At 46.1% G+C, this 18,016-nt stretch carries 18 protein-coding genes; 15 read left to right on the top strand and 3 right to left on the bottom strand.

Annotated features, from left to right (window positions below; translation table 11 throughout):
* Nucleotides 1-7 precede the first annotated feature (7 nt).
* The 14 genes from JC606_RS05240 to dsbD all read left to right on the top strand — a co-directional run bounded on the left by JC606_RS05240 (nucleotide 8) and on the right by dsbD (nucleotide 12,930).
* Nucleotides 8-631: a CpaD family pilus assembly lipoprotein gene (locus JC606_RS05240; RefSeq protein ID WP_137407150.1), complete on the top strand. Its 624-nt coding sequence runs from the start codon at nucleotides 8-10 to the stop codon at nucleotides 629-631.
* Nucleotides 628-1,788: a P-loop NTPase gene (locus tag JC606_RS05235; protein WP_198778167.1), complete on the top strand. Its 1,161-nt coding sequence runs from the start codon at nucleotides 628-630 to the stop codon at nucleotides 1,786-1,788. The genes JC606_RS05240 and JC606_RS05235 overlap by 4 nt, the downstream gene beginning before the upstream one ends.
* Nucleotides 1,788-3,137 carry a CpaF family protein gene (locus tag JC606_RS05230; protein WP_198778166.1) on the top strand — a complete coding sequence of 450 codons (1,350 nt, stop codon included), beginning with the start codon at nucleotides 1,788-1,790 and terminating at the stop codon, nucleotides 3,135-3,137. Before JC606_RS05235 ends, JC606_RS05230 begins: the two co-directional genes overlap by 1 nt.
* Nucleotides 3,134-4,042 (top strand): type II secretion system F family protein, encoded by a 909-nt coding sequence (locus JC606_RS05225; RefSeq protein WP_198778165.1) that lies wholly within the window; start codon nucleotides 3,134-3,136, stop codon nucleotides 4,040-4,042. The genes JC606_RS05230 and JC606_RS05225 overlap by 4 nt, the downstream gene beginning before the upstream one ends.
* A complete protein-coding gene (locus JC606_RS05220) occupies nucleotides 4,039-4,890 on the top strand; it encodes a type II secretion system F family protein (protein ID WP_198778164.1) in 852 nt (283 codons plus the stop codon). The genes JC606_RS05225 and JC606_RS05220 overlap by 4 nt, the downstream gene beginning before the upstream one ends.
* Nucleotides 4,887-5,627 carry a tetratricopeptide repeat protein gene (locus JC606_RS05215; protein ID WP_198778163.1) on the top strand — a complete coding sequence of 247 codons (741 nt, stop codon included), beginning with the start codon at nucleotides 4,887-4,889 and terminating at the stop codon, nucleotides 5,625-5,627. Before JC606_RS05220 ends, JC606_RS05215 begins: the two co-directional genes overlap by 4 nt.
* A complete protein-coding gene (locus tag JC606_RS05210) occupies nucleotides 5,627-6,070 on the top strand; it encodes a TadE/TadG family type IV pilus assembly protein (RefSeq protein WP_198778162.1) in 444 nt (147 codons plus the stop codon). Before JC606_RS05215 ends, JC606_RS05210 begins: the two co-directional genes overlap by 1 nt.
* Nucleotides 6,060-6,620, top strand: coding sequence for a tight adherence pilus pseudopilin TadF (tadF, locus tag JC606_RS05205; RefSeq protein WP_137407143.1), 561 nt, complete (start codon nucleotides 6,060-6,062; stop codon nucleotides 6,618-6,620). Before JC606_RS05210 ends, tadF begins: the two co-directional genes overlap by 11 nt.
* Entirely contained in the window at nucleotides 6,613-7,818 is a 1,206-nt protein-coding gene (locus tag JC606_RS05200) for a vWA domain-containing protein (RefSeq protein WP_198778161.1), read from the top strand. Before tadF ends, JC606_RS05200 begins: the two co-directional genes overlap by 8 nt.
* A 72-nt stretch (nucleotides 7,819-7,890) precedes the next feature.
* Nucleotides 7,891-8,355 carry a TlpA family protein disulfide reductase gene (locus tag JC606_RS05195; protein WP_198778160.1) on the top strand — a complete coding sequence of 155 codons (465 nt, stop codon included), beginning with the start codon at nucleotides 7,891-7,893 and terminating at the stop codon, nucleotides 8,353-8,355.
* A complete protein-coding gene (locus tag JC606_RS05190; protein WP_063522939.1) occupies nucleotides 8,355-8,855 on the top strand; it encodes a DUF4266 domain-containing protein in 501 nt (166 codons plus the stop codon). Before JC606_RS05195 ends, JC606_RS05190 begins: the two co-directional genes overlap by 1 nt.
* A gap of 88 nt (nucleotides 8,856-8,943) precedes the next feature.
* The gene (locus JC606_RS05185; RefSeq protein ID WP_198778159.1) at nucleotides 8,944-10,170 is read left to right on the top strand and encodes a DUF3570 domain-containing protein; all 1,227 of its coding nucleotides are present in this window, start codon (nucleotides 8,944-8,946) and stop codon (nucleotides 10,168-10,170) included.
* Complete coding sequence (locus JC606_RS05180; RefSeq protein WP_198778158.1) at nucleotides 10,160-11,137, top strand: FAD:protein FMN transferase; 978 nt, start codon at nucleotides 10,160-10,162, stop codon at nucleotides 11,135-11,137. The genes JC606_RS05185 and JC606_RS05180 overlap by 11 nt, the downstream gene beginning before the upstream one ends.
* Nucleotides 11,134-12,930, top strand: a complete 1,797-nt coding sequence (gene dsbD, locus JC606_RS05175) for a protein-disulfide reductase DsbD (protein ID WP_198778157.1) — start codon at nucleotides 11,134-11,136, stop codon at nucleotides 12,928-12,930. Before JC606_RS05180 ends, dsbD begins: the two co-directional genes overlap by 4 nt.
* A gap of 72 nt (nucleotides 12,931-13,002) precedes the next feature.
* On the opposite strand, the gene JC606_RS05170 is transcribed toward dsbD, so the two are convergent.
* Together JC606_RS05170 and JC606_RS05165 are read right to left on the bottom strand one after the other, a co-directional pair.
* Nucleotides 13,003-14,121, bottom strand: a complete 1,119-nt coding sequence (locus tag JC606_RS05170) for an oxidoreductase family protein (RefSeq protein ID WP_137407137.1) — start codon at nucleotides 14,119-14,121, stop codon at nucleotides 13,003-13,005.
* A gap of 11 nt (nucleotides 14,122-14,132) precedes the next feature.
* Nucleotides 14,133-14,417 carry a GNAT family N-acetyltransferase gene (locus tag JC606_RS05165; RefSeq protein ID WP_137407136.1) on the bottom strand — a complete coding sequence of 95 codons (285 nt, stop codon included), beginning with the start codon at nucleotides 14,415-14,417 and terminating at the stop codon, nucleotides 14,133-14,135.
* A gap of 272 nt (nucleotides 14,418-14,689) precedes the next feature.
* Between JC606_RS05165 and JC606_RS05160 the strand changes: the two genes are divergently transcribed.
* Nucleotides 14,690-15,436 (top strand): PilZ domain-containing protein, encoded by a 747-nt coding sequence (locus tag JC606_RS05160; protein WP_137407135.1) that lies wholly within the window; start codon nucleotides 14,690-14,692, stop codon nucleotides 15,434-15,436.
* Between the two features lie 101 nt (nucleotides 15,437-15,537).
* Here the strand turns inward: JC606_RS05160 and JC606_RS05155 are convergent, their stop codons facing one another.
* The gene (locus JC606_RS05155; protein WP_137407134.1) at nucleotides 15,538-17,898 is read right to left on the bottom strand and encodes a Lon protease family protein; all 2,361 of its coding nucleotides are present in this window, start codon (nucleotides 17,896-17,898) and stop codon (nucleotides 15,538-15,540) included.
* Between the last annotated feature and the right edge of the window lie 118 nt (nucleotides 17,899-18,016).

The raw sequence follows: 18,016 nt of genomic DNA, 5'->3' as shown, positions 1-18,016 counted from the left end.
GGACATCATGAACAAATTATCCTTATTACTCCCTGCCCTATTTATGTTTGCGGGATGCGCACCTACGCCAACCACTCAGCAACCATCGGTCGATGTGGTGTCGGTTACGAACAAGTTCTCTCTAACGCTTTCAGGAAAAGCCCTGTCAGATCAGGAAAAGGCGGATATTTCTGATTTCATATCTCGCCGAGGTGCATTAAGTAACTTGATGGTCAAAATAACAAAAACAACGCCGAAAGGTGAAAGTCAGATAGAGAAAGTAAGGCTTCACCTGATCGAATCAGGCCTCTATCCATCACAAATTTGGGTAGCAGACGAGGCTACAGAAGGTAAAGGCGACATCACCATTTTAGTCGAGTCTTACCGCGCCAAAGTCACAGCCTGTGACGCGGGTAAAACGCCAAGAACCACAGTCAACGCCTACCGCACACAGCGCAATTTTGGGTGTGCCAATGCCAATGCCCTTGCACAAATGGTAGCCAACCCTAAAGATCTGATCGTCGGTCAACCGATGAGTGGTACTCAAGGACAAAAAGCTGTCTCTAGTATCGATAACTACTTGGCTCCACCACCCCAAAACCAACAAACAATTAATGGCTCTTCGACGAACACGCTAGGGGGCTCGCTATGAATAAAGTACACCAGTTAACGGTACTCATCGCTGCGTCCGAGCAACTCGACACCCTATCGCTTAAAGCGACATTGAGTGACTTTGGTATTAACCACATTATCACCTCTTCCAATCAAGAGGATGAGGTAGTACGACAGGTCCTAAAACATGGTATCACAACTGTATTTCTCGACGTGATGAGTTGTGAGTTAGCAGAATCGAAACAGGCGGTGCAACGCTTAATTAAGCGTACAGGGTGCCAAATTATTGTGATTGGGCAATCCAATGAAATTTTCATTTACCGTGGCATGCTGGCATCAGGCGCGAGTGACTACTTAGTACCTCCTGTGACGACGCAAGACTTAGAACACGTTTCCTTTACGGCCTTGCAAAACAGTAACGGGAAACGCAATGAAAAAGTCATCTCGGTTGTCAGTACCAAAGGGGGCGCAGGTAGCAGCACTATTACCGCAACGCTTTCTCAACAACTGGCCGAACTAGGTAAGCAAGTCGCTTGCCTAGACCTCGACTTTTCAATGGGCGATTTGGATCTACTACTCAATGTTGAAGGGAACCCAGCATTAATAGAGCTTTTACAATATCCAGAAAGACTTGAACCACTTGTATTCGAGCGCTGCGGGATCAGTGTGGATGAAAAACATACTCTTTTTACTGGCTATCTACCTCTAGATGCCGCGCCATTTTGGCCACAAAAGAGTGCTTTGGACCAATTTACCCAGTTTTGCCTACAAAAAGCAGACTACCTGGTAATGGATATCCCAACTTACTCCTTACGTGATCAAGTTGGCTTCAACGCGCTGAAAAGCGCCGATATAAGAGTCATTGTTGTTGAACCAACACTGGGGGCTATCCGCAACGCTGGCCAAATTATCAAGCGATTACAGGAGCCGTCCTCTTCACAGACGATAGTGACCCTGAATCATTGTAAGTCAGACTCTGCATCAATGATTTCTGTAAAGGACGTACAAAAATCATTGGGCGTCAAAGTCGATATTATCATTCCGTTTTTACCTAACCACTTTATAGGCAATTCATCACTCGGACACCCTGCTCACAAAGGTAATAAAAAGGCTAAGCTTGCGTTCAATTCTCTCATCGAGTTGATCACCGGTGAAGTGCCTCAGAGCAGTCGCCGCTTTTGGAAGCGAGGTGCATAATGTTTGGTCAGAACCCTCAGGTCATTGAACAAGATGTAAACGGTGGCGCACGAATAAATCAATCTAGCGTAACCTCGACACCTTCCATACGTGAGCACTACCATGTTATTCACGAAGAGGTTATCAAGGCCATCGACCCATCGGTTGTAGTTAGCTTAAGTACGTCAGCTCTAGAGGCCCGAATTGCTGAACTCGTGTCGGAAATAGTGATCGCCAAGCAATTGCCATTAGGCCACGGTGATGTGACTCATTCTGTAGAACAACTGCTGCATGAATTTCTAGGTTTGGGACCGCTTCAGCCTTTAATTGAAGACCAAACGGTCACAGACATTATGGTCAATGGTTACCGCGAAGTTTACGTAGAACGTTCCGGCAAACTGCAAAAAACCACGGTTCAATTTCGTAATGAAGAGCAGCTGCTCAACTTAGCACGACGTATCGTGAGCAAGGTGGGTAGGCGAATTGATGAATCGAATCCATTAGTCGATGCAAGACTGGATGATGGCAGTCGTGTCAATGTGATGATTCCACCCTTAGCGCTCGATGGGACCTATATTTCAATCCGAAAATTCAATGAGAATAAACTCTCATTGGCTCAGTTAGAGGGCCTCGGAGCGATGTCAAAATCCATGGTTAAGTTAATCGATATCATCGTTCGCTCTCGTCTTAACGTTCTTGTTGCAGGTGGCACAGGCGCAGGTAAAACCACATTGCTGAATGCGATGTCTTTTAGCATTCCACCTCAAGAACGCATCATTACCATTGAAGACACTGCTGAACTGCGATTGCAACAACCACATGTAGTACGTGCAGAAACTCGCCCAGCCAACGCAGAAGGTTTAACACCGATTACCCAGCGAGAATTGGTCAGGAATGCATTGCGTATGCGACCAGATCGCATCATTTTAGGCGAAGTTCGTGGTGATGAGGCCTTTGAGATGATGCAAGCGATGAACACAGGCCACGATGGTTCTCTGTGTACACTGCACGCTAACTCGGCGGCAGATGCTCTGGTTCGAATGGAAAACATGTTGATGATGAGCCAAGCCACTTTACCGCTCTTCGCGCTACGCCGCCAAATCGCTGACACCATTGATGTCGTAATCCAAGTTGAGCGAATGCGTGATGGGAAAAGGCGTATTGTTTCAATAACAGAAGTACAGGGTATTGAAAGCGAACAATACATTACTCATGACCTTTTTACCTTTGATGCATTGTCTGAGGATCAACAAGGAAACATTATAGGGTGCTACAAAAGTGCTAGATGTGTCCCTCACTTCAACGAGAAAGTCAGACACCACCAGCTAGATAAACAACTAAGAACTGCGATGGAGGTCGACGTTGTATGATCCTAGTTCTAGTAGTACTAAGCACATTACTAAGCCTCTTATTGTTAAGGCGTCGAGCGAGACATGCCAACGTCAATAAACGATTACAGCTTGTCAGCTGTCAGCAACAGGCATCTCGCATCTCGATAAAAAAAGACGACCATATACGTTCTAATAAACTATATGCGCTATTTCGAAGAATCAATGCCTTACTCTGCAACTCAGACAAGGGGTTTATTATTCTTACTGCGATTGGCTTTCCAATTGCAAGCCATGCTTTTTTGCCAAAGGTAGCCCTTTACTACCAGGTAATTGCTGTTGCCGGTTTATGGCTCACGTGTTTCTTCGCTTTGGTTTTCTACCGCCGTAAATTGCAAGTAGAAGAATTCGAGAAAAGTATTATCAGTGTGCTTGGTTTAATTTCTAGAGCCGTTTCTGCAGGCTTATCTGTTCCTCAAGCTATCGACCAAGTCGCGCAAAATGAACAGGGGTTACTCGGTCGTGAGTTCTCATATATTCGTGACAACTTGGCGCTTGGGCTTAGCTTAAGAGACACGTTAGAGGACGCGTGTATTCGCCTTCCTTACCATAGCTTTCGTTATTTCTCTGTTGCTCTCATCCTCAATCAGTCGAATGGTGGTCAACTACGTGACATTCTTCTAGGCCTGAGTCGAACGATGCATGACAACCGAGCGATGAGAAAAAAGGTGAAGAGCTTAACCTCTGAGCCTCGAATGACTGCTCTATTTTTATCTCTATTACCCATCGGCTTAATTGGAAGCATAGCTTGGATAGAACCCACAATGGCCGATCGATTGATCAATACGGAATCGGGACAAAATGTACTTATTTACGTTTTGAGTAGCATCTGTTTTGGCACCTTGATTCTAAACTCCTTAACACGCAATAAAAGGTTCTCTTCATGACCTACTTTGCCTCATTGATGATAGGGACAGGACTACTACTGGCCCTGATTGCGCACCTTTATTCATTTAAACGAGATATCGTCAAAAATAGGCTCATGTCTGTTTCTGCTTATTCTAATAAATACTCAACAACCTCAAGCGATTGGGGCTTTCAGGGTCAAGAATCTCGACGTCGAAAGCTAACCCTAATTGGTTTAAGGTCACCAAATGCAGAAACTTATTTTCTCGTAATAAGGTTCACCCTAATGACCGTTGGCGCCATGATTTGGCACATGACTCAAATCTCGGAGTCGGACGTGTACTCAATAGCGGAATGTATCGCCATCGCCATCGTTACCGGCATTCTTATCGATCGGATTCTCGATTGGTGGGTAAGCCAAGTGCTAATGCAAATTAGTCGTGTCGTGCCTGACGCAATTGATTTGATGGTGATCTGTGTTGCATCAGGTTTAACACTCGAATCCGTATTCCGCTGTGTTGGTGAAGAGATGCGTTCGATCTCTCCTGCATTATCACGCGAGTGGCTGTTAACCGCGACAGAGATATCGGTTCTCGATTCACCACAAACGGCACTTAACAACTTAGACAAACGAATACAACTGCCTGACATCAACAATGTCGTCACCACGATGAATCAAGCACTTCAATACGGTACACCGCTTGCTGACGCTCTGAAGCTTATCGCTTCTGATAGCCGTCAATACTACTTTCTCGAACTGGAGGAGTGGGTCGGAAAAATACCAGCAAAAATGTCGTTCCCTTTAGTGGTCTTCATTATGTTGCCAGTAGTCGCCATTATCATTGCACCAATTATGCTTAATTTAATGCAAACATTGGGGGGAATATGAGACACACCATTCTATGTTGCCTACTTACGATACTCACAGGGTGCCAATCAACAAACAAAACACAAAATGAGCACGTAGAGGACATGAAAGTAGCTGAAGTTGCGCTAATGAACGGCAAGCCTGAGAGCGCCATGGATCTCTATCACAAAATGTTGGTAGCGAAACCCAATGACCCGCAGTTACTACTGTTGATGGGCTCCGCAGCCAATCAAGCCAGTCGTTATGACGAAGCACTGCATTACTTAAAGCGTGCTATCGAGCTTAATCAATCCAGTGCGATTTACCGTGAGTTAGGCCGTTCATGGCTAGCTTTAGGAGAGCTTGAACAAGCAACCTCGGCTCTTGAAGAGTCTGTCCGACTGGAAGCTTCCGATGACGTTGCTCAAAATAGCTTAGGAGTCAGTTACTCGCTCAATAAGCAGTATTCCAAAGCCAGAGAGTGTTACTCAAATGCACTTAGCTTAATGCCTTCAAGCAACGAGTACAGAAACAACCTCGCTATGGCTTGGATACTCGATGGTAAACCAGAGCAAGGGATTCGAATTCTGCACCCGATCTTTGTTAGAGGTGAAGCGAGCGTAAAACTCCAGCTTAACCTTGCTTTGGCTTACGCGCTTTCTGGTGACAGCGAGTCTGCGAAAGCGATCGCTCGTGAGCATCTGTCGCAACCGGAATACGCGAACAATAGCTTGTATTACCAAGCCCTAGCCGCACACGCTAAGCGAGGAGAACAATAATGCTCTCTCGTCAGAAAGGTGCGAATAGCGTTGAGTTTCTAATGATCACCCTACCGTTTCTATTGCTGATACTAGGGTTCTTTGACATCTGCCGTCTGCTACTGGTCAACATCATCTTCGATGTCGCCGTTAATGCAGGTGCTCGAGAAGTCAAAACTAGACCAGTTGGCCCTTTATCAAATCAAGTTTTCATCGACACTATCGACAAGTTCCCGCTGATCGATCGCAGCAAGATCAAGTTGTCGCAACCTTTGTACGTTGAAAACCTACCGGACTTAGTTAACGAGAAGGCGACACCAATAAGCAAAGCAGTATTAGGGGAGTACACGGTATCTTACGCATCCTCATTCGCTCTGCTGCCCAGCCTTTCAACCCATTTTTCAGAACGTACCGGCAACATAACAACCTTGGAAAAAAAGGTATTGGTGAGTTATGACGGTTAATAACACACACACCAAAAAACAAGCGGGATCAGCCGCCGTTGAGTTCCCATTTGTCGTGCTCGCGATGATGTTCATTCTGTGGGGGTTGGTTGCTATCTACCGCTTATTCAGTATGCAGACTCAGTTAGACAATGTTACTTACAACCTAGTGAATGCGATTTCTTCAACTCAACTCAAACCAGAGCAAGGGAAGAATGGTTTACCCGAGACTCTGAAAGGTCCATTACTCGTGCTCGCTGAACGTTATCTGCCGAGTAGTATTGCCCGCGGCGATATTGGGATTTTACTTGAAAGTCGTGTCTTTGATACTGCTGCTTCGACGTGGGAATACGAATATCTTTATGCAGGAAGCAACTGCCAAAGTGACCCACCTATTGAGGACCTTACGGACATGCTTGTTGTAGGCAACGGTGATCCTGCATTGAATGGAACACCATCCACTTTGATTCAACTGACCATATGCGTAAAGACACCATTTGACTACGAACGACTTGATCTTCCAAAAAGCCTAAAAAGCTCATCAGTAGTGGTAGGTAAGCACTATGGTTAACTCAATGTTTAGCGGCCTAGCCCGGCAGCAAAAAGGTTCCATCACTCTTTCCTTTCTTGCACTACTGCTCCCTGCACTATTTATCGCTGTTGGCACTCTGATGATCTGCGCGCAAGTGATGGTTTCTAATCGAGCTGCGCAAGCCGCTGACTCTGCCGCACTGGCTTGTGCTTTTGCTGATGAGGCGACTTCGAAAATGATGCGCGCATACCAAAGTTACTACCACCCAACATTGAAAGGTGTGAGTGGATTAACGCCAGAAAACCAAGGCTGCCGAATTAGCCTAGGTTACTCCGTTACACCGCTACTACCGCATTTCAGCTATGAACGCTATGACCAAAATGTGACTGCAACAGGTGGTGGCTTTAAGGGGGTGGTTGAAAGCAAACACTCTACGATTCCAACAGAGCTGGTATTGGTACTCGACGTATCTGGCTCCATGAGCTCAAACATACAGTCACTAAAATCTATTTTGTCGAATGCCTTGAATACAATTCAATCTCAGAGCAATAACGCTAACGATTTAGATTCAGTAAGGATTTCGATCGTTCCCTTCGATTCTGGAGTGGCAACACATCGCCCGCCTTGGTTATCCGAAGAAAGAGCCGGAATCTACTGTATCGATGGACTTAGCTATCGTAATGGCGATTTCTCTGCGGCGCTGACCGTAGATAACCTCGCGACGCTGCATTCAGAGCGACCGGTGAAGTTTACACCGCCAAGTAAGTGGTTAAGCGACTGTAATCAAGAGTCACCAATGCTGCCCTTGACCAATGTCTTTTCCCGCGTCCAAAACTCGATAAACAGCCTGAAAGCAAATGGCGGTACTCGCTCTTATCAAGGTTTGGTATGGGGAGTGAGGCAGCTTATCCCAAGTTGGCAACAAGCATGGGGAATACACGTAAGCACGGTAGCCGAAACTAGAAGAAAACTGGTGTTATTCACCGATGGCGCTGACGAAGGAAACGCGTTCAATCAACTCGTAAACGCTGGGTTCTGCACTAAGGCTATCAAGCAATACGGCATTGAAATGAATTTCATCGGCTATGGCGTCAGCCCAGCTCGAATTACTCAATTCGAGAACTGTGCAGGAAATCCTTTACGCGTATTCAGTGCCACCAATACGACACAACTTAACGAGTACTTTTCCGACATTTTGGCGGTTGAATACTCAGCAAGCATCCAACTCACTCGCTAATTCAAACAAAGCGTGTGACTCAAAACATCTGAAATTAAAACAAACAAATTTAAAAACAATATGGAGAAATACATGTTTACACGAGCCCTAGCGTTATTAGCGCTGTGCCTTTCTTTACCTGCAATGGCTTATCAAGAAGGCGATGCTTTATCGCAAGACGTTGTCAAGAAACTGCAACTCAACAACGAGGAGCTCACTATTGTCGACTTCTTTGCTGAGTGGTGCGTTTCTTGCCGTAAAGAACTTCCAGAAGTAAACCAACTCTACAAAGAACTCAAAGGCACTGGCGTGACATTCAAAGGTGTTGATGTCGATGAGGATGTTGAAGTTGCTCTTGAGTTTCAAAGGCAACTCGGATTGGAATTCCCAGTAGTCAACGATCCAGAGCAAGCATTGATCGCAGAGTTTAAACCTATCGGTATGCCTGCACTTTATTACATCTACCAAGGCAAGGTTATCAAGATTCGCTTTGGCGCAATCAACAACATTGGCGACGTCATTACTGATGACCTAGTGAAAATGGGAGTGCAGTTGTGATGTTGATGAAAGCCACTCTTGTTGGATTGCTCGCTATTCCAATGACCACGAACGCGGCTCTTGAACTCGACCTGAGTGGTTTAGGAAAAAAGTCCGTTGAACAGCAAACCAGTAATAACAGCACTAATAGCGATGGCCCTATCGTAGAAGAAGAGATCATTTCCGGCACGGTTTACTCCAGTGGCGGCACGCACTCAAACCAAACCACCAAAAGCGCAACTAGACGCAACATCGACATGGTTACACCAAAGGCAAAACAGCTGGTTATCAAAAAAAAAGAGCCAGAAGAGACTAACAAGCCTTCAGCGTTAGCGTTTGTCGATGAATTTCTTGGTATTGAGCCGGTAAAGCCTTGGGAGAAAGGGACGCTAGCTCAAAAAGAGATGAAACCGGGCGGTCCAGTACCAGAATTCGATGTTTTCTCTGAAAAAGTCTTTGCCTACAAACAGGGCTCTGTGGGTGGCAGCGGTGTTGGCGGTGGCGGCTGCGGCTGTAACTAACCATTAAATCGATCCAATAAACTCAATCGACAAAAACACTCAATCAATAAAAAAATATTCAGTACTTCAAAAACAAAATAAGAACAAAATGAAAAAACTACCAATTACGCTGCTAAGTGCAGCGGCAGTGGCTAATGTGGCATTAGCTGAAGATCATGTCTCTGTGCATTACCTTAACTATGAAGAGTATGACGACAGAGTTTCAGCCAAGGACACCATGGTTTCGATTGAAAAAAGTATCGGCTTAGATTGGACCCTAAACGCAGAAATAAGCTACGACAGTGTTTCAGGTGCTTCTCCAGCATGGGGCCCTACGACGCCTACAGCTTCGGAGGCCGACAAAATAAATCGCGCCCTGAAAACCCAGCAAGCTCAAGACAAAACTGACGAAGTCATCCGTGCGGGTTACGATCCTTACCGAGACAGTTATGAGGTCCAGAAAGTCGGCCTAGAAGACACAAGAAAAGCACTCAGCTTGAGTGCCACCTACCGTGACAGACTGCGTAATGAATGGACCTTTGGTGGCAATATATCTCAAGAAGAAGACTACGAGAGCATTGGTATCAATGGTAAAGGTTTGATTTATGCCGATAGCGCTAAAAACCGTTCCTACAGCCTAGGGGGATCTGCTCTTTTCGACCAAACTCAGGCATTTGGCAAATACGTTATTGGCTCTTCTAATAGCCAGAGCTGGGAAGACATCTTCACTGGCAGCTTAGAAGCGGGGTTATCTCAAACCTTTACACCAAATCTGTACAGCATTTTTACCGCTTATGCTGGCTACCGTAGCGGTTACTTGAGCAACCACTATTTGACGGTTCTTCGCGAAGTCGACATTAATGACGATGGCAAAATCGATGATGACGAAGTGTTCTTGGGGCAAGACTCTAGACCAGATACCCGACTGTCTGGCGGTATTAACCTTCAGGCCTTCTACTCGCTGTCCGATAGCATCAAAATCCGACCACGTTACAAATGGTTCATTGATGACTGGGGCGTGATGTCTCACCAAATTGGCGGCAAATTATCTTGGCGTGTCAGTGAGTGGCTAACCTTAGCACCCGGTTATTTCTGGTATACGCAAGATGCGGCAGATTTCTATCGCGACCCTAGCAGCGCTGACCCTTCTTTTGCCTCGACAGGTTACGCAACTTCTGACCTTCGCCTAGGTAACTTCACCGCGAATGCTTATGAGCTTGGCGCGAGTGTTAAGGTCCATAAAACCGTGCGTTTAAATGCGCTGGCGGCTTACTACGAACAGAGCAACGGGTTTGAAGCGCAGTGGTGGGCGGTTGGAGCAACATATGAATTCTAAGCTGCCCTTTGTCCATCGCTTCCATGCCATGACAGTACCATGTGAAGTGCAGATCTTATCGCTTGATTTGACCCACTTCCCAAAGGCGTACGCAAAAAGCATCGCTGATGAGATAGAGCAGAACACACACCGCTTAGAAGACAAATATAACTTCTACAGCGATGATTCATGGCTAACGCGACATATAAATCAGCGTACAACCAGTGAAGTCGAACTCGATTCAGAGTCTGCGGAAGTTTTTGAGCATCTCGACCGATTAAGCCAACTGACATTCGACACGTTTGATACCACCGTTGGCAGCATCAAACATCTTTTACAGCAGAAACCGAAGATGTCACACAGCCATGCCTTTCAAGCCCTCTCTTCCGCGCTGGGCAAGCAGGCATGGGAGCTAAAAGGGGCAATTTGTCTAGAAGAGACGGGCGATCTACAAGGAACAGTCGAACGACAAAGGGCTGTCGTTCGAAAAAGGACAAGGCTACACGTTCCTGATTCACGCACTCGCTTCGATTTTGGTGGCGTCATCAAAGAGTACGCGGTCGACCAAGCGGTAAAGATAGGCAAGCGACTTGGTGCAAGTTCAATGTTGGTGAATTTTGGCGGCGATATCTATGCATTAGGTACAAAGCCAGATGGTTCGCCATTTAACATTGCGGTTCTGAATCCAAGAGACAACAAGACACCTTTTTTTGCCGTTCCGATTACCAACGCGGCGCTGACCACATCAGCCCACAGTGAACGTCAAATGCAGTTCGGCGATAAAGCAACGTCTCATATTTTGTCGAAACAAGACGTAGAAAAGAAGATTCTGTCTGTTACGGCAATAGCTTCTTCCACTTTAGAAGCGGGTGTACTTAGCACTTCCTTGACGCTCAACCCGAACATTTCTGTACCGGAAGAAAGCGCCGTTATTTACATCGACGATCAATTACACATTCACCAAAGCACGGAGTTTTTGCATTCATGAAAAACTACCTACTCACGTTAATTCTATTGTTTAGCAGCTTTTTGCATGCTCAAGACAACGAGTTTCTTCCGGTTGAAGAAGCCTTCCCTGTTACATGGGAAGCCACAGACCAAGGCGCAGTTATCCGCTTTGATACACACTCGGGGTACTATCTTTACCAATCTCGCTTCTCGTTTAAAGAAGAGCCCTCATTATCGACATTAGCTCCTCAATACTCGCTGCCAGGTGAAGAAAAGCAAGACCCTAACTTCGGCAATGTAGTGGTATTTCACGATCCACTTACCGTTACCGTGCCTTACACCGGAAGTGGCAAGCTCACCGTCCGCTATCAGGGCTGTGCAGACAAAGGGCTTTGTTACCTGCCACAAAAACTAGAGTTGGATTTACCTACGCTCAAGGCATTGGCAGACGTCGCTTCTGAGAAGCCATCAAACTCTTTGGTTCAAACGCTAGGTAAGATCAGTGACGGTACCAATGGCTTGTCATCGTTTCTCTCTCAAGCCGGTAAGTTGCAGGCACTGCTTGTCTTCTTCTTGCTTGGCTTAGGTCTGTCTCTCACGCCGTGCGTGCTGCCTATGATTCCTATCTTAGCCAGCATCATAGGTGGTGAAAAAGCGATGACAGGCAAGAAAGGCGCAGCCCTTTCTAGCTCGTACGTTCTGGGTATGGCGACCAGTTATGCCATGACGGGAATTCTGGTCACCACATTAGCAAAAGGCATCAATTTACAAGCAGCCATGCAACAACCTTGGTTGCTCAGCATTTTTGCCGCCGTGTTCATTTTACTAGCGTTAGCTATGTTCGGTTTCTATGAGCTTCAACTCCCTGCCGCACTGCAGCAGAAACTCAACAGTGGCTCAGACAAGTTGGGCGGCGGTAAAATTGCTAGCGTATTCGCGATGGGCGCGATATCTGCACTAGTGGTTTCACCTTGCGTTAGTGCGCCACTAGCTGGTGCATTGCTTTATGTATCCACCACTCAAGACTGGATGTTTGGTGGTGCTACCCTGTTTGTCATGGCTCTAGGCATGGGTGTTCCGCTTATCGCGATCGGTGCTGGTGGCGGTCGCTTACTGTTAAGAAGTGGCGCTTGGATGGTATCGGTTAAGCAAATATTTGGCGTACTGCTACTCGCGGTGGCTATCGTCTTATTAAGCCGCTTCGTAGACCCATCAATCATTATGATCCTGTGGGCGCTCCTTGCTATTGGTACGGGTGTACACTTCGGCGCGTTAGAAGCGGCACAACCGGGCTGGGCACGCACTCGTAAGTTTTCTGCACTATTGCCACTGAGCTATGGCTTGATTCTATTTGTGGGTTATTTCCTAGGAAATTCCGATCCTCTCAACCCGCTTGCGAACCGAGAGTCCGCACAACCTATGGCCATCACGTCTTTTGAGAAAACCGATTCAGTCACTCACTTGGAGCAGCAATTACAAGCAGCAGCCAATGCTGATCAAAAGGTACTAGTCGACCTTTATGCAGACTGGTGTGTCTCTTGTAAGGTAATTGAAACTAACGTGTTCAACGACCAACAAATCAGCCAAAAACTCAAAGAGTGGCAGACCATTAAGCTAAATGTGACAGAAAGCTCGCCAGAACAAATGGCATGGCTCAACAATAAGAACGTGTTCGGCCCACCAGCCATTTTCTTTTACTCACCCGCTAGCGGTGAGTTAGAACCAGCACGAGTCATGGGAGATATCGACAAAGCAGGCTTTAACAGTAAGCTCAAACTTGCTAATCAACTTGTAGCCGCCAGTACAGCGGAACCAGACAGCCTGACAAACTAGAGAGTCGTTCAATAATCAAAAACGCCCAATCAGTGATTGGGCGTTTTTATTTGGTCTGCTGACTGAAGAAGCTTACTTAGACATTTCCAACTGCTGAACCACCGCTTGAGTCAGCTGTTCAGTATAAGGATTGATCTTCCAATGCTCTGGGCTCCAACCTTTTACGAAACGTTGGAAATCAGCCCACGCAACATAAAACAGTGGTCGCCATGCGCGTTCGACGTCTTCAAATGAGAGCTGTGGTTGATAGTGTGCAAGCGCCTCTTTCAAGTGCTGGAAATAAGTATCTAACACCTCATTTTCATACTGTTGGCAATCTCGAGGCCTAATCGCGCTGCTCATGAACAAGGCAACGTCTTTCATTGCACAACCGTGACCAACGTATTGAAAATCGACTGCAGCCGCGTTTTCACTTTCAGGCTCAAAACAGAAGTTCGCGAGCTTAGAATCGCCGTGCACTAAGGTTGGATACGGGCACTCTTTCAATAAACGATCGATACGTTGCGCTTGTTGTTTCAAAGGTAAGTCCGCTAAGGCACTTAGCTCATCAGGACGAGTGTCTAAATGCCAATAAGTACCGACAGGCCACAATGATGCCGACTGCCCTTGATCAACATTGATGTGCTTTGCGTGAAAGTTAGCCAACCATTTTAAGCAAGCATTTCGCTGTTTAACCTCAACAGGCGTATAAGCATGATGCTGCTCGCCTGAGGTTGATTCATCAGAAGCGGCCAGTACATCAAACTGAGAGGTTAATGGGAAACCGCTATCGGCTAAGTCTTGCATCACGATAAGCCATTCGTTGTCTGCTAATTCACATTGTAAACCCACAGGCACGGGGCAGCGCTCATCCCATTGTTGAGTGAACGATTGATACCACGCTGTCTCTACTTGATAGGAATACACTTTACGCTGATGAGACAGCTTAGTGTTCCATCCTTTCGGGTGTTCACTTTTATCGGGCAACGCGACATGTTTAACGATAACGCTGTTGAATCCAGCATCACTACTATCTGTGAAGACTAAGCGTACTAACTCGCCATACCCGCCCCACAAGCGTTGAATCACGTGAATATCGAACCCTTGATGGCAACCGAGTGACGTGGCTATTTTTTGATAAAGCTCAGGAGGTTGCTGACTGGGATTAACATCGGATTCAACAGACTGTTTTGAAGGTATTGATTGAGACATATAACTCGTTGCTACGCTTTATCGGCTAAAAGGTGTGACCATTGTGTCTGTCTTTTCATGTAATGAACAACATAACTGCATACTGGGACAATTGTGTAACCCGCACGCTCAATTTCAGGGAGTACCGATTCCATCATCACCTTACCAAAGCCCTTGCCTTGCAGTTCATCAGGGATTCGAGTGGAAGTGATATGCAGTACCTCGCCATCCTTTTTATACTTAACTACCGCAAACTGATCTGGTTCTAACTCAACCGTGATCTGGTTCGCATCTTGATCCCATTTAACTGCCTGCATTCTCAACTCCTGCAAATAATGGATACGACAAACAATTAAAGTTTGAAGTATGAATTCCTTGTAATAGACTAACGCAAGTGCATATAAATAAAACTAAGTACTTACAATCAAAGAAAATATTATTATAGCGTGTGGTTATAAATAAAATTCAAACCAATTAAAAGCACTCTATAAATTGCGTTAGTACGCCTACTAAATCTAGCACGTAATAACCCCTTGTTAGCAAGTTATCAATATCTAACAGACGCATGTTGGCACATGGAGAACCTATAATGAACGCACCACTGAAGAAGCCTTTGGAGCATAATCAGGCACTGCAAGACCCTCGAAATCGAACCGTCACCACCATTAATAGTACCGATGCGCTGGCTATGATTGAGCATGGCAGTGAGCTAACGTTAAATGTCTCGACACCTGTTGGTACCAAGTTTCTCGCTACCACCAAATTTATCGGCACTCACAGTGATAACTGTATCCTGATTGAGGTGCCGGAGGTCTCTAGTGATGACCTACGCTTTTTCTTTCAGGAAGGCTTTGGGATGACGGCTCGTGCCTACTCTTTGCGAGGCGAAGGCGCTCTGATCCATTTTAGATCTCAGATTCACCACACCATTGGCGAACCCTTTCCGATCATAGTGCTTTCCACACCAAGTACCATGCAAGTGACGCAACTGCGTAAAGAAACGCGCTATGAAGTAAACCTCAGTTCTCGTGTGATCTTTGATGATCAACGCATGAACTGCGAGATTCGAGACCTCTCAAAGAGTGGTTGTCGCTTTGTCACACCACCAACCTCTCGACCAATTCAGGTAGCTGATCGAGTCTCTATCGAAATTACGCCTGAGAACTACAATGGTCCGTTGATTCCGCCACTACGAGGGATTGTGTGTAATCTACAAAGATCAACGCACTACGCACGTTATGGTGTCGAGTTTGATGATATCGGTAAGGCCAATGCCAAGAACCTGCTCAGTAAGCTGAAGTTCGACGGCACCAAACTTCGTTTGCGTAACGCTTAAGCGCTAGAGATTGTAAGAATCAAAAAACAGCCATCGATAATATCGATGGCTGTTTCGTTTAAGGTTAACGGTTATTTAGCTAATCTGCTTAAAGCGTTAAGCTATTTACGCAGTGCGTTGAGTTTAGCCTGAGCGATACCAAAGATAGTATCGATTGGGTAGCTTCCCTCATCACTCGGTTCACCAGCGGCTTTACCCGTGAACAGCTCAATCGCCTCTGTCACATGATCAATCGCCCAGATATTGAACTCGCCCTTTTCCACCGCTTTAACGATGTCACTGCGCAGCATCAGGTTATGAACATTAGAGCGCGGGATGATAACCCCTTGCTCATTAGAACGACCTTTGATTTCACACACATCAAAGAAGCCTTCAATCTTCTCGTTCACCCCACCAATTGGCTGAGACTCACCGAACTGGTTCATAGAGCCAGTAATCGCAATGTCTTGACGGTTTGGCTGCTTAGAAAATGCAGATACAACGGCACAGAACTCCGCCATACTCGCACTATCGCCATCAACGCCACCATAAGACTGCTCGAAGGTGATGTTAGTCGTAAGCGGGACTTTAGCCGTCTTACCAAACACAGAAGAGAGATATGCCGACAAGATCATCACCCCTTTCGAGTGAATGCTGCCGCCAAGGTCTACGTTTCTTTCAATATCAATCACTTCACCGTCACCATAAGCGGTGGTTGCCGTGATTCGGTTTGGCGCACCAAACATGTGATCCGTTGTGCTTAATACCGACAGCGCATTGACCTGCCCTACAGCTTTACCATCGACATGAATCAAAGTTGTGCCGTTGGTGAAGGTTTCCATTACGCTGTCTTGCAGTCGTCCAACACGCATCTGTTGGTTCGATAACGCTTGGTCGACGTGCGATGCACGAATCAGATTCGATTTCGAACCTCTCGCCACATAGTTAGATTCACGAAGCAGATTAGCAATGTGTGCTGAGTGCAGTGACAACTTACCTTGGTCACCCGCCTGACGAGAACTGTGTTCAATGATGCGAGCAATCGCCTTGCGGTCACAGTGGAGCATATTGTTGTCATGGACGATGCTCGAAATGAAGCGCGCATAATGCATTTCAGAATCAGCAGTACGCTTCATCTCATCCTCAAAATCAGCCGTCACACGGAACAGCTCACCAAACTCTGCATCATAATGCTGCAGCAGTTGGTATGTGCGGTAATCACCAAACAAGATGATCTTAACGTCCAGAGGAATAGGTTCTGGGTCGAGCGACACCGCTCCCGTTAACGTCACCTCTTTCTCTAATGAAGTGAAGCTTAACTGACGAGAACGCAGCGCACGCTTCAGGCCTTCCCATACGTAAGGTTGCTCTAGCACTTTTACCGCGTCCATCAACAGCACGCCACCGTTCGCTCGATGTAAGCTACCTGCACGAATCAATGAGAAGTCAGTAAATACAGTGCCTTTAAAGGTTGCCGTTTCTACATAACCAAACAAAGAGTGATAGTTCGGATTCTCCTCGACCACTATCGGTAGAGTGTCTTCCTTCTGGCTCACAATCACGTTTACTTTGTAACGACGCGGCATTTTCTTATCCAAAGAAGCCGTCGCAACTTCGGCCTGCTCAGTGCTCTCTTCTAAGAAAATATCAGCATTATCGACAATGTCTTTACGCAGTGCGGTTAGGTACTTTTTAATGTCTGGGTATTGGCTGTAATCCTTCTTCAATTGCTTGATGAAGTGCGTTATCACATCTCGCGCCGTATCATCATTAAGCTTTTGAATCTTTTCAGTATACGTCTCTTCAAGCTCCGTCAGTTCACGAGAAATGGTTCGCAGCCCAACTTCCAGCGCATCGATGGTTTTATCGAATTGGTCTTGCTCTTCCGGTGACAACAGGTCAAAGCTCTCTTCGGTATGAAGCTCATCGCCGTTCATCGCCACAAACTGGTAATCACCTTGAGTGGTGATCGTCAGGTTCACGCCGTTCTTTTTTGCTTCTTGGCTGATCGCTTCTAACGCTGCTTGTTGCTTGGCTGCTAGCTGATTCTTTAATCGATCAGCACGGCTGAAGTACATCTCATTGTCGAACGCGAGTGGCATCGCTTTGATGAGTTTGCGCATCAGCTTTTCAATATCTTGCTTTAAGCTACTGCCGACGCCACGCGGAAGTTTCAATACCTTAGGTGTACGGATATCCTCGAAATTCGCGATGTAACACCAGTCAAAAAGCTCCTCAACTTCATGAGGGTGTCGGTTGAGATAACGCAAGATCATGGTGCGCTTACCCAGACCATTGCGTCCTATCGCATAAATGTTGTAACCCTTTTCCTTAATTGACATCGCGAACTCAACGGCTTTTTGCGCACGTTCTTGCCCGACGATTTCGTCAATTGGAGCCAGTTCTTTGGTCGACTTGCATGGTAACTTTTCGAGTTCTGCTACCTGATACAGTTGTTCTGCATTGAGTCTTTGAATCGCCATCGCCGCCTCCTTAGTCCTTTACTTCTTGGGTGTAGATAAATTCAGTGTAGATGTAATTGCCTATAAATTTAGTGACTTACGCTACATCGCTGTTCAACCGAACAAATAACACACAATT

The sequence above is a fragment of the Vibrio sp. IB15 genome (assembly GCF_016406055.1).
GTDB classification, from domain to species: domain Bacteria; phylum Pseudomonadota; class Gammaproteobacteria; order Enterobacterales; family Vibrionaceae; genus Vibrio; species Vibrio chagasii.
The sequence above is the reverse complement of the archived record's forward strand: the minus strand, read 5'-3'. Positions and strand labels throughout refer to the sequence as shown.